Here is a 13,379-nt window from a genome sequence, read left to right as displayed (position 1 = left end):
GGCTCAACCATGCTCTTGGATAAATCGTCTTGTATGTGATGAGTTCCACCTCCTAATCATTCTCTCCATGAATTCGAAGCCACTTGGAAGGGGCTTTCTTGGCAAAATGCTTTTCAACAAAATGCAAAATGTCATCAATTCCGGGCAATGCCGCATTGTCTTTGGCTTCGTCAAACGTCATCCATTGGTACTCGGTATGTTCATGATTTAACCGGACAGGCTGGCTTTCATCCACGTATCCTACAAAAACAGGAGCGGTATAGATATACTCCTCCTTGGGTGAATAATATTGTTCGAATTGATTGGCAGAATACAACCGGACTTTCGTAATGCCTGTTTCCTCGTGAACTTCTCTCAGTGCAGCTTCCCATGCCTTCTCGCCCTTCTCTATCCCGCCGCCAACATAACACCATTCATTATGCAACATCCGACCAGCCCGCTTTAACATCAGTACACGGTATTGATCGTGGCTCTTCTTCAACAGAACTACAGCTACGCCTTCACAACGAAAGGGCACTGCCTGTTTCGCGTGCTCCGCACCATTCATCTTCCCGACCCCTTCTCTTCGGAATCAAAGTCTTCCAGAACCTTAAACTTATCCCCGTGGATTTTGTCCAGATGATCTTCTCCCCAGTAACACAAATGGTCCAGGGCAGGCTTAAGTCCCCAGCCGTAATCCGTTAACTCATACTCCACTTTGGGAGGAACCTCCGAATATACCTTTCGCTGCACAATCTCGTCCTTTTCCAGACCTTTGAGCTGTGTTGTCAGCATCTTCTGCGTAATGTCGGGGATTAACCGTCGAAGCTCTGACGTGCGTTTCCGTCCAGTCATCAAGTGATAAATAATCAAAGGCTTCCACTTCCCACCCATCACTTCCAAGGCCGCTTCCACGCCTACTTTATATTTCTTTGGAGCACTTGTTTCTCCATGTTCCGTCATTTTTGAACCCCTCCATATCCAGTTGTATCCCAGATGAAAATATAATCTTTTTGCTGTTCTTTTTTCTATTATTAAGCTCATTTCGAGGCATGCATTTAGGGTACTTCAATGTTCCTATGGCACTTTATTCTTCTTATAGAACATCAAAGTGCGTACTTCCAGATGTTTTCATACCTGTTTATAATAGCATCAGCCATTGATTTATGGCTACAAGACCGTAATCCAGAAAGGTAGTGAAAGATAAGATGAACGTACTCGTTGTAGTATCCCACCCGCGTAAAGATTCGTTGACCTTCCAGGTAGCTGAACGTTTTGCAAAAGGGCTTACCGAGGCTGGTCACGGTTATGAGATATTGGATTTGCATGGGATTGGATTCGACCCGATTCTTCGTGGAAAGGATGAAGCCGAGTATTCCCAAGAAAATAAAGTGTTCTCACCAGAGGTTGAAACCGAGATGGAGCGATTGAAGAAACACGATGCTGTGGCTTTTGTGTTTCCTCTCTGGTGGTGGCATCTGCCAGCCATGTTGAAAGGTTATGTGGATCGTGTCATGAACAACGGGTTTGCCTATGGCACGAACAAACTTCCTCATCAGCAGATCTTGTGGCTCTCTCTTTCAGGTGTGACGGAAGAACAGATGCACAAGCGCAACTATGGTGAATCGATCGCCACTCTGCTCAATGTGGGTATTGCCGATTACTGCGGCGTGTCCCAATCCAGGGTTGAGTTTTTATATGAAACGACGTTGGAATCCAATCCTGAGCATTATGAGGCATTACTGAATCAGGCGCATAACCTGGGACTGAATTTTGCCAACAATCCTTCGACGCTTTAAAGGCATTACAACCCCGATATGAAGTCTGAAGATCTGTTTTAATTTCTGTGGCCTGAAGCCTTCTTTGTGAAAATAAAAATCACGTTAACCATCACGATGACCTCTTGCGTTTACGGTAAGAGAACAACTACGCTTGAACACGGCAAAAGGGTCGCTCCTAAGAGCGACCCTTTTGCCGTGTCTTGCATTATTTTACGGTCGAGAGAAGAAACTTCTCCAACATACTAGTATCGGTGATGCTATGGTTGCAAGCTGTGTTATCCATACATACGTACTGGGCCACGGAAGATACGTTATCCGGCGTATAACTCTTGGTCTTCACGTTGAAGAATCCGAGCTCCTGATGGCGATGACAGAACATGCAATACCCTTTCTTGTTCGTGGCTGTAAGCCGCCCCTCAATTCCGAGGAATCTGCCTTCGTGCGGATACACGATGAACAAGCGATCGGTAGCAATGTCGGTCCATCTCAGATAAGTTGTACGTGCGTAATCGATGGATTCCAGATCCGGCACTTTGAGCTTCTTTACCTTGGGAAACAGCTTCTGAATCTGCTTCGCGGATACTTGCGGAAATGGAATCAGATAGGCTTCCAGTTGGTTCAGATAGGTCTTCAACTCATGTGTCGTCTCATACGTGGATAACTGCTCCAGCAGTTGCTTTTGTTCCGGCGTCAGATCATTGAAGATGCCAACGGCATTCGTGCTGACCGTATAACGGACCGTATCCAATACCTTGGGGTCCACGACCGAGCGCAGCGTTTTGAGCAGGAAATCAGCTTGTTTATGAATATAATTGAATTGATGATTATGAATGAATGGTGTTTGCATGGCTTTCAGCCCCTTATTTTTATTAAGAAAATAAAGTAAGGTGCAAAGCCTGCGGGTTGAACCATGCTGTTGATGTTGATTTCAGGGCAAACGATCTCATTTTGTCGCGCCCTACACAAAGTCCGCCCCTATTCAGGCTTTGCGTAAGGCTTTCTAGCGAACGAGCAATCCGGCATCATCCATATTGCCACGTCATAACCCCCAATGCAGTAGATATATCGGAATTATAACAGGGTAGCATAGTGTAGGCAACGGGCTTCGTTTCAATTTTCAATTCAAAAATAGCTTTGTTCTACATTTATAAATGATAAAGTCTAAAGTTCTCTAGATCTAAATTGAAAATTGCCCTCTTTAAGTATATCTAGTCCTAATACACCGTTAATATTATGATCTCATTCTCTTTGTCAACTTGAATGCCAATATCATCTACTTCACCCTGTGAAACTAAGGTATGACTTTCTCCCGTATCAATAACTATGTTATTGATGCTTTTTCTCTTTCCGTTAATATAAAATTGTTAGTTCAGTGAAAAATAAATAGTATAAACTTCGAAAATCTTACAAAAACATCATTGACAATTTAGAGTTTAATAGGTAAAAATAGTTATTGTATCAAGATTCAATATAAGGAAAATAGTAGAAATTTATTCAATGATACTTCCGCTAATTACATCCTTTGAAGAGCTGAGATTTATAGAGATTCATATTCGGGAGTAGCTTGAATACATAGGTGGTGATTAATGAAAGTTCCTTCAACGCTGTATCATAGTTTATCCATTCTGAAAAACTAGGAGGAATAACATTCATGTTAAAAATGTTCAAATCCGTATTTGTCTCATGTTGTATGGTATCGATTCTAACAATTCCACTTGCAAGTAACGCCTTTGCAACTGACTCGGTTAAGACCATAAGCGCATCTGACAGTATATTGCCTACCGTTGTTTCTGATTATGTCGACGCAATCAATAACAAAGACTGGGATACGTTTGTTCACTCTTATTCGCCTGATCGACAACAATTTTATCAAGGATTTCCAAGTAAAGAACAAGAAAAAAATAAAACAGGTATTTTATCTGTAGAATCTATCAATGTATTCGAGGCAAAAAAACTCCCTTCCAGTAATATACTAGAAGTAGAGCCCTATTTTGCTGACATCAGCTCAGCATACACGGATATCGGTTATTACTATGTAGGATTTAATTATACAGTTAATAAAGAAAGCGAATTCTTCTACAATGGTGTTAAATATGAGTTAATTGCAACAGGGAATCTAAACGGACAAGAATATATTATTGGTCATGAAAATGTTTATAATATTGACGAACTTGTAGCTCTTGGTTATGCCTTTAATTCAGCAGCTGAGCAACAAGCCAATAACGTAGTTAAAGAACGAGAACAGGGGCATATTGTAAATTTTGAGAATAAATCTATCGAGCAAACTACTATTGAAGAAGATGCGCAACATGCAGATTTAAACCAAACAGTAGAAGAAAATACTATAGATCTTAATCATGATTTCCCTGAAACAACTACAATTAAGAAACCACGAGAACAATTGAATTTGGAAAAAGCTAAGAACGGAGGTAACGCTCAAAGTAATTCAGGTGATATCCAACCTTTAAGTGCTACGAGTACGCCATCATCATTCAAATTGTATATTACTGGTTCCGGAACAATCACTAATATAGGATTTGACACTTACGCAAAGAATGTATTGCCAAACGAGTGGTACGGATCATGGAAATCAGAGTCATTGAAAGCTGGAGCAGTAACAATTAAGACATATGCCTGGTATAACGCCACTTATCCAAGAAAACCTGCAACAGATTATGGGGCACACTTGACAGACCGCTGGCAAAATTACCAACACTACGTTCCAAATTCTGGTCAAACAACTACAAACAATGCCGTTAATGCTGTATCAGGAATCTTCATGGTCAATTCTGATGGCAAAGTTTTTGACGCTCAGTATAGAGCAGGATCAGAAGGGGATATTGGTACAGCTTGGGGTGGAGTGTTAAGTCAATGGGGTACACAATATATTGCACAAAATTACCCAGAGTATAACTACTACACTATATTAAGCTATTATTACAGTTTTTCTGATAAAAGTAGTGGATACATTCAAACTGGGAATTATTAATCTTATCCTTCAGATTAGACGTCAAACGTAAAGTTTGGCGTTTTTTTGGAATTTTAATTCATTTTTTTCTATAATATAGTTTATTCATTGAAAATTATAGAAGGAGGTGATGATAATGACAAAAAAAGCATTCTACCTGCTTCTTTTTTTCCTTCTTCTTCTCACTGCATGTACTTCAGAAGACTCTGGGAAAAATCATGAGACTGAAAATGTTCAAAGAAAAGAGTCTGCACCTATGATCACGAGTATTAAGACTAACTTTCCTGAAAAAGAAGGTTGGGTCGTAGTCCCTGCAAACAGTTCTGAAATAACAGTCACTGTAGAGACGACAAACACGGAAACACTTCTTTTCTGGTCCGTTCCAACTGGGACAGAGACTTGGGGAGAAAGAGAACTAATTGGGTACGATACCAGTGGGAGCGATGGTTGGAATATAACGTGGAATATTGCGGGTAAGTCATTACACAATCGTTTAGTAGTTCAAGCATTGGGGAGTGATGGAAAAACGATCACTGATGAAACGATAAATATTACGAATGAGTAAGTCTGATCTAGATCATTAGTTAACGAAGATATAATTAACAATGGATGCCCACTTTAGGTGTTCGTCCATTGTTAATTATTCAGTTGTCTCTTAACGATTTAATCTTGTTAAGCAGCTTCTCTTTTTTTGCTCAGATTCATATTTAGTAATCATATTCTTTCTCTCAACTTTCTACTTGTGAATTGGATGGAGTTTAATAATTGGCGCTAAGCCTTCAGATTGTAAAACTTCTAACTTAGCTGGAGGGATACTTTCTTGCAAATCTCCATTCATAACATCCATCGCTTCCCATTCGACGAACACAACAAAGTTATCCGTCATTATGGAGTAATCGGACCAATTTGTCTTTTCATTAAGGCTATACGCAACTTCTTTCCACAAGCTCTTGCCTTCCTCCCACCAATCTCCGTTGCTACGCCAATACATAATAAGAGTTCGAAGTTTCTGAATTAAATGTTGATCCGTGAGTTCCTGTTGATCGTTCATCGGATGATCTCCTGAATTCCAGATCGTGTAATAATATTCTTCCTCATCATTATGTTTTATTTCGATTTGCTCTTCTCTTACTTCTTGCAAGCCAGGATGGAAAATAGGTGAGTATACCGTATGCACTTCATCATGCAAGTAGATCGACATGAAACAATACTCTTTGCCTGATTGATTTTCGCAGAGATATCCAATGATTCCTTTTAAGGCTCGAATGAGTTCTTCTTTTACCGCTTCTCTAATTATTAATGCTTCCTCAGAGGACATTCTTACATAAATAACACCTTTGGTCCCATCTAACACTCGCAAGAGAATCCCTTGCTCATCATATTCAAAATAGGTTCTAAGAAGATGATCAAAATAGGTATTATTTTCATATTGAGGTTGATATATTTGAACCAGAATATTCCCCTCATAGATATACTCTTCAACCTCTAATTTATCGAATCGAGGGAAATATTCCACAGATCGGTCGATTAATCCATCTTGCAACAAGTACTCTTTGATAGAATCCAGCATTCCATTGACATACGTTCTGGTAGTTTTTTTATTTTCTTCATATGCAGTATAAGCATACCCGTCAATTAGATCATCACAAGCCGAGATCCTAATGCTGTCATGCTTATCAAACCCATAATATGTATCCGTCTCTTCATCTAAAATATCTCCAGGAATTTCACCTTGGCGCGCAAACCAATATGGAGAAATGTCATAACGCTTGCTGGTCGTATATTCTATTCTATGTAGCGATGCTTCAGCCTCTTCCTTGTAAAATGTATAATTCTCTTGGGCATTTTGACTAAGCTTTGCATAATATTCTTTGTCTATCATAATTTTTAACTCCTCCGTGTCAACTGTCTGTGTCTTTCTAGATCGCCTGTAATTGCCTGTGCTCTTCTCTTATCAAGTCTCATTCAAAAGAAAAAGAGAGAATTTCTTCTCTCTTTCCACTTAAGTAAGATAACTTAGTAAGACAACCACCCATACGTACGATAATCATGAGGTACTGGACGATAAAATTCTTCATGAACCATGTTCATTTTGAATTGTTTTCGAAAACTTCTTTGAGTGAGTCTTCGAATATACTTAACCTCGTTATGATAATAATACTTGGTTTTTCTGTGATTTCGATACTCATTTAATTTCTTGATTCTGGGGTCAAAATCTCTTTTTATTCTCTTCCATGGATCCAGGTCCTTGTTTAGCTGTTGCATATCCCATACTTGCATTTCGTAGTTATCTTTGAACAATAAGATCCCCGGCACGTACTTTAGATTTACCTAAAATAAGGTATGAGTAGTAACGTACCTAGAGGTCTATAACATATGGAGGTAGCAACACGATTAACCTCACTTCCATCATAGATTGGTACTATTTTACAACAAATTAATAGGATTGAAAATATTTACACAAAAAGAAGCCACCTCCCTGGCCTTCCCCAGTTCAGTGACTCCCTTTTCATAATACATTCATTTAAGTTAAGCAATACATGTTTACACTTACATTCAACTACTCCTTAACAGCACCAACCACAATCCCCGTTACAAAGTACCGTTGCAGGAACGGATACACGAGCAGGATCGGCAGCGCGCTGATAAAGATCTGCGAAGCCCGAATCGTCCGTTGGGACAGGTTCTTCACCGCTTCCGGATCAAGCTTCGACATGTCGGCCTGCACGATGATCGTCTGCATGAAAGTTGCAAGTGGCAGCTTTTCCGCATCACGGATGTAGATAATCCCATCAAAGTATGCGTTCCAATGCCCAACCATCATGAAGAGCGAAACCGTTGCAATAACGGGTACGGAGACCGGCAGATAGATTTTGATAAACGTCTGCAAGTGACCGGCACCATCGATAAATGCAGCTTCCTCCAGATCCTTTGGAACGGTACGGAAGAAATTCAGCAACAGAATGATGTTGAACACCGCAACCAATCCCGGCAGGATCAAAGCCAGCAATGTGTTCATCAGACCCAGCTTCAGAATCAGGATATACCCCGGAATGAGACCACCGCTGAACAGCATCGTGATGACAAAATACCACAGATAGATGTTACGTGCGCGGAACACCCGTGTCTCTTTGGAAAGCGCATAGGCTGCAAGCGTATTAACGATTAACGCAAGTCCTGTACCTAATACCGTCCGCTCGACGGACACCCACAAGGAGGAGAGGAAGTTGGTATTGGCAAATGTCTTGGCATATGCCTCCAATGTAAATCCAATCGGCCAGAACGTGACGAGACCAGCATTCGCAGGTGCAGATGCGCTAAGAGATACCATGAGCAAGTGATACAAAGGCAGCAAGCAGAGCAGTGAAAGCAGGGTCAGTAACACATTGTTGAATATGCTGAATATGCGGTAAGGCATCGTTTTATGATACATTTGTTCGTCCTCCTTTCTAGAAAATTCGGTATCCGGCGAATCGGTAAGCCAGTCGGTACGAGATCACAATCAGGATCAGGCTGATGACCGATTTGAACAGATTCACAGCGGTAGCGAAACTGAACTGCCCACTAAGCAGACCTTCTCTATACACAAACGTATCGATAATATCGCCTTGTTGGTAAATCAACGGGCTATATAAGTTAAAGATCTGGTCAAAGTTGGCGTTGAGCACATTCCCCAGTGCCAGGGTGGCGATGACGATCCCAATCGGAATAAGTGCCGGGATGGTAATATACATCGTTTGCTTCCAGCGTCCTGCGCCGTCCACTTCAGCTGCCTCATACAGTGCCGGGTTAATGCCGGACAATGCCGCAAGGAAGATGATTGTGTTGAATCCAAACTCTTTCCAGACATCACTCGCGATAATCGTGAACCGGAACCAGCTGCCATCCCCCAGGAAGAAGATCGGCTTGATGCCGAATACTGAAACCAGGAACTGATTGACAATACCCGTCTGGGCCAGAATGTCGATCAGGATACCGGATAACGTTACCCAAGACAGAAAGTGTGGTAGATACACGAGCGTTTGAATCGTTCTTTTCAGCGCCATCTTCCGTACCTCGTTGAGCAATAAGGCGAAGACAAACGGAATGATCAGATTCATGACAATCTTCGTACAGGCAAAAAATAGCGTGTTCCACGTAATTTGCAGGAAATAATCATTTTCCCACATGTACCTGAAGTGCTTCAGTCCTACCCATTCGGAATTGAAAAATCCCAGTGCAGGTTTATAATCCTGAAATGCCATCAAAATCCCGGACATCGGAATGTATGAAAATATAAAGACCATAATGGCCGCCGGCAACACCATGAAGTGCAGAATCCATGGCTGTTTATAGCGTTTTTTTCTCTTTTTTTCCAGCTTGTTCCCAACGTTTGCCTGCGGGACCCGCTTACCCTCCAATTTAGCCTCCATAGCACTGCTCCTGTTCCCAAAAAAAGTTTTTGTGTGTGATGGGGTTCTCTGATATAAATAGTATCAAGCCATACTGAGGTCTGCTATATAACATTGTTAGGCTTGATAGTGTTTTGTTAGGGCCATCCTAGAAGAAGTTGTTTACACACGAATTAGAAGGAGACTTTTTATGTATATATGGAAGCGCTTAATGCCTTTTCAAAATAAAACCAGATCCCGATTCAGTCTATTCGCCAAAATAAATCTGTTAATTGTGGTCTTGTTCATCCCCATTCTGATCATGTATACCTACTCCAACAACGTCACTTATGATGTCGTCAGCAAAGAATTGCAGATCTCCAACACGAAGCAGCTCACGTTCTTGTCCAGTCAGATCGACTCCCGTATCAATCAGATGATGGATTTTAGCCTGATTCTCTCCCGTGATCCGAATGTCAGAGCCTTCAACGGCCTGAACATGTGGGATGATCGATATGACCGGATGCAGACCCGTTATGTGATTCAGGAGAAGATGACGCTTCAGACGAGCGTTACCGATATATGGCCTACCCGATATGCGGTGTATTCACAGCAGAATGAGGATGTCATCGCCAACTACAACCGAACTACAGGATATGATGAGGCCTATTTGAAAAAAAATATGAGCGGACAATGGACCTATGGGGACCAAAGTGCCGAATCACAAGATGAGATGAAATCCTTCTACTGGTTCTTTACGGACTCCCTTGCCCAACCAGGAATGCTCACGGGAAGCAATCTGGTGATTGAAGCCAGCTTCAGCTATGAGAATATTCAGAATATGCTGGATACGTATAAAGCAGGTGGACAAGGTGATCCTTTCTTATATCACAAAGGGAATGCACCCATTCTGAATCGCAGCGCGGACAAGCAGTTATCCGCAGCACTCACCCAGTATCTGGATACGCACTCGCCAGAGGATACCACACAGGACGTGGTCGAACTGAACGGAAAGAAATATCTGGTTAGCTCCGTGAAGTCCACCTATCTGGATTGGCATCTGGTTGACGTCATCCCGCTGTATCAGATTTTGAAACCCATCTCGCTCAGTCAGAATCTGTTCTACACCAGTATGATTTTGCTACTCGTAGTGGGCATCTCGGCTTCCATCCTGCTGTACCGGAATGTGCAATATCCAATCAAACAGCTGATCAAAGGCTTACGCCGCGTTGAGCAGGGTGATTATTCTGTTCGACTGCATAGCAAAAACCAGAATGAATTCTCATTCCTGTTCCGCCGATTCAACGATATGTCCCATCAGATTCAGGATCTGATCGAGAATGTGTTCCATGAGAAGATTAGAGCCAGGGAAGCTACGCTGAAGCAATTACAAGCACAGATCAATCCGCATTTCCTATATAATTGTCTTGGTTATATCATCAACATGGCCCAGATGAAGGACGAGCAAGCTGTGGTCTCCATGGCGCATAACCTAAGTGCGTATTATCGCTATACCACCCGTATGGAAAAAGAGACGTCTTCGCTTCAGGAAGAGATCAAGCTGCTGATCAACTATCTGGACATTCAGAAGCTGCGCAATGGCCGGATTGAATATCACATCGATATCCCTGAGGATATGCTTGCCCAATCCGTGCCGCGATTAATGCTTCAACCGATGGTTGAGAATTCTGTCATACACGGCGTGGCGAAGTCCTATTCATCCGGGGAAATCCGAATTACCGGGGAGCGCAAGAATGGTTTTGGCAGAATATACATTGATGACGATGGCCCCGGCCTAAGCCCGGAACAGTACGAAGCGCTGAACTTGAAGATGCAGGAACCTTTACAGGAAGAAATGGGCTGCGGCCTTTGGAATACGAATCAACGAATCATGCACACATTCGGAAGCCATTCCTACCTCCTATTCGGCCCATCCCCACTTGGCGGATTCCGAACCGAAATCATCTGGGAGATATCAAAAGAGGACACCGATTCCGATAAAGATAATACCGATACGGATTGATACGATACAACCAATAAATTGACGATTTAATTTTGAACAAGATCATGTACACGATAACTCAAAGGACAGAAAAAACCTTTAGAAACGAAGTGCTCGGAAGTGTTCTCTTGTGCGACTTTTACTAAAAAGGCTGCACAAGAATCGTAGCCTTCGCCCTTATTACAAATTCAACCTTTATATAAGGCTCATTTTTAAAATAAAGGGTTAGACTTTACGTGAACCAAAGCGAAGGATTGAAGGGATTCTGTAGAAACGAAGTGTTCGCCTTTCAAGCATCATTTTAACCTTATAATCTTCAAATTCAGAAAATGGGGCTTGAACAGCGATCGAAAGAACCCTTCGAATCCGTAGCGACCTCGTTCACAAGAAACATCCTTTGATTTTAACTTTTAAGACGTATATACACCAAGGGAGACATTATAATGCACATGATGATCGTAGACGATGAAGCACACTGGGTCGATAACCTGTCCATGACCAAGCCCTGGCATACGCTGGGCATCGAACATGTGCATAAAGCCTACTCGGCACACGAAGCACTACAAATGATCGACACCCACCCCATCGATATCGTGATCTCGGACATCCAGATGCCCGAAATGACAGGCATAGAACTGATCGAACGCATCCGCATCCGGGACAAAAAGATAAAATGCATCCTGTTATCCGGGTATTCCGAATTCGATTACGCCAAAAAAGCCATCCAGTTCGAAGCCGTAGACTATCTGCTGAAGCCGCCCACAGACGATGAACTAATGGGTGCTGTTCAGAAGGCCATCGACCAATTGAACAATGAATGGGAACTGGTCAGTTCACTGACACGAACGCAATTTACATTGCGAGAGAATCTCCCCCATTTGCGAGGACGACTGCTCCTTGGGGCTTTGCAGGGACAACGAATCGCCGCTGCCGAATGGGAGCGGAAGCTCGCCAATTACGATCTCCCTTTTCACACCGGGGATGCCGCTTTAATGTTGGTACGGTTGGAAGAAGAATTCGGACACTATGACAGCAATGATCAGACCCTGATCGAATATGCGATCATCAACATGGCGGAAGAGATTATGGGTGAGTTTATGGAAGTGTGGGGCGTGAAGGAGGAGCACGGATATCTGGTGTTTCTACTGCAAATGAAAGAACGGAAAGGCGATATTGGCAAAGAAACCATGCTGGAGAAGCTTTCCATTCAGCTTCAATCCAAAGTAAAACAATTTCTGAAAGGCTCCCTCTCCATCGTCATCACCGAGTGGTTCACCTTTCCGGAACAGATTTACGATCGCTTCCGTCAGGCTTCCGCCTATTTCCGGCAGATCGTTGGCGACGAACGCGAATTCGTCATGCGTGTTAGCGATGTCGAGACACCTGCGGCGCAAGGTCCACTCGACGTACTGTACACCCCGCCCACCTTCATTAGTCTGTTGGAAAGCGGACAGTGGGATGCCGCCGAAGAGAAAATCCTCGCAGTCTGCGCCGAGTTGGACGAAAAATGGTCGGAATCCTGGGAACACTGCATGGAGGCAGGTTTTCTTATTACAGCTTCATTCACTAATATTGCTCACCGAAACAAGCTGACCCTGACCACTTTAATGGGAAACGATGTCGAGGATTTGCAAAGCGGCGAAGTTTTCGCTACCATCAGCAAACTGCGGAAATGGTCTCTCAGCGTGCTCAGTAAACTCAAGGAAGGCACATCCAATGAGATCAAGGATATTCGTTCCGATTATGTGAAGAAGATTCAGGATTTTACAGATAAGAACCTGCATCTGGATGTCTCTTTGCGTGTGCTTGCAGATCATGTGAACCTGCACCCAACCCATCTGTCCAAGATCTATAAGATTGAAACAGGCGAAGGCATCAGTGATTACATCTCGCGCCTGCGTATGGATCGGGCCTGTCACAAGTTGGTGACAACCACCAAAAAAGTATATGAAATCAGCATGGAGATTGGCTATATGGACCCGGCCTATTTTATCAAAGTGTTCAAGCGTCAATTCGGCGTTACGCCGCAAGAATACAGAGACCAGCATAAATAACATCTTAGAGGTTGTTCAAAAAGTCCGCTTTTGATTACGAAGGATGCCTCACGGCATCATCAGCATCGAATATGGAATTCAGCCGAAATGTCCGTTGCTCACGTAGTTTTCCTACGCTCCGCTACTCCATTTCTAGCTTTATCCCATCTTCTCGGTACTGAAAACCGAATTTTTTGAACTTCATTTGCACATTCATTTGAACATTCACTAATAGAGTCCTATGGA

General features: G+C 42.6%; 11 protein-coding genes. 5 read left to right on the top strand and 6 right to left on the bottom strand.

What is annotated here, in order from left to right:
* Positions 1-52 precede the first annotated feature (52 nt).
* The gene (locus NKT06_RS07970) at positions 53-547 is read right to left on the bottom strand and encodes an NUDIX hydrolase (protein WP_253432299.1); all 495 of its coding nucleotides are present in this window, start codon (positions 545-547) and stop codon (positions 53-55) included.
* Positions 544-942, bottom strand: coding sequence for a winged helix-turn-helix transcriptional regulator (locus tag NKT06_RS07965; protein ID WP_253432297.1), 399 nt, complete (start codon positions 940-942; stop codon positions 544-546). The genes NKT06_RS07970 and NKT06_RS07965 overlap by 4 nt, the downstream gene beginning before the upstream one ends.
* A gap of 245 nt (positions 943-1,187) precedes the next feature.
* Between NKT06_RS07965 and NKT06_RS07960 the strand changes: the two genes are divergently transcribed.
* Positions 1,188-1,778: an NAD(P)H oxidoreductase gene (locus NKT06_RS07960; protein WP_253432295.1), complete on the top strand. Its 591-nt coding sequence runs from the start codon at positions 1,188-1,190 to the stop codon at positions 1,776-1,778.
* A 187-nt stretch (positions 1,779-1,965) separates the two neighbouring features.
* Here the strand turns inward: NKT06_RS07960 and NKT06_RS07955 are convergent, their stop codons facing one another.
* The gene (locus tag NKT06_RS07955) at positions 1,966-2,607 is read right to left on the bottom strand and encodes a FusB/FusC family EF-G-binding protein (protein WP_253432293.1); all 642 of its coding nucleotides are present in this window, start codon (positions 2,605-2,607) and stop codon (positions 1,966-1,968) included.
* Positions 2,608-3,411: 804 nt separating this feature from the next.
* Between NKT06_RS07955 and NKT06_RS07950 the strand changes: the two genes are divergently transcribed.
* Both NKT06_RS07950 and NKT06_RS07945 read left to right on the top strand, forming a co-directional pair.
* Entirely contained in the window at positions 3,412-4,749 is a 1,338-nt protein-coding gene (locus NKT06_RS07950; RefSeq protein WP_253432292.1) for a SpoIID/LytB domain-containing protein, read from the top strand.
* Between the two features lie 115 nt (positions 4,750-4,864).
* On the top strand, positions 4,865-5,293 hold the full coding sequence (locus tag NKT06_RS07945) for a hypothetical protein (RefSeq protein WP_253432291.1): 429 nt from the start codon (positions 4,865-4,867) through the stop codon (positions 5,291-5,293).
* Positions 5,294-5,464: 171 nt separating this feature from the next.
* Here NKT06_RS07945 and NKT06_RS07940 read toward each other — a convergent pair whose 3' ends face one another.
* From NKT06_RS07940 to NKT06_RS07930, 3 genes are all read right to left on the bottom strand, one after another.
* Complete coding sequence (locus NKT06_RS07940) at positions 5,465-6,610, bottom strand: hypothetical protein (RefSeq protein ID WP_253432290.1); 1,146 nt, start codon at positions 6,608-6,610, stop codon at positions 5,465-5,467.
* Positions 6,611-7,288: 678 nt separating this feature from the next.
* Positions 7,289-8,161: a carbohydrate ABC transporter permease gene (locus NKT06_RS07935; protein WP_253432288.1), complete on the bottom strand. Its 873-nt coding sequence runs from the start codon at positions 8,159-8,161 to the stop codon at positions 7,289-7,291.
* Positions 8,162-8,177: 16 nt separating this feature from the next.
* Complete coding sequence (locus NKT06_RS07930) at positions 8,178-9,035, bottom strand: ABC transporter permease (protein WP_179086446.1); 858 nt, start codon at positions 9,033-9,035, stop codon at positions 8,178-8,180.
* Between the two features lie 274 nt (positions 9,036-9,309).
* Between NKT06_RS07930 and NKT06_RS07925 the strand changes: the two genes are divergently transcribed.
* Entirely contained in the window at positions 9,310-11,121 is a 1,812-nt protein-coding gene (locus NKT06_RS07925; protein WP_253432287.1) for a sensor histidine kinase, read from the top strand.
* 428 nt (positions 11,122-11,549) lie between these two features.
* Positions 11,550-13,154: a response regulator transcription factor gene (locus tag NKT06_RS07920; protein WP_253432285.1), complete on the top strand. Its 1,605-nt coding sequence runs from the start codon at positions 11,550-11,552 to the stop codon at positions 13,152-13,154.
* Positions 13,155-13,379: the final 225 nt, after the last annotated feature.

Source organism: Paenibacillus sp. 1781tsa1, from assembly GCF_024159265.1.
Classification (GTDB): Bacteria; Bacillota; Bacilli; order Paenibacillales; family Paenibacillaceae; genus Paenibacillus.
This window is presented reverse-complemented; position numbering and strand designations above follow the sequence as displayed.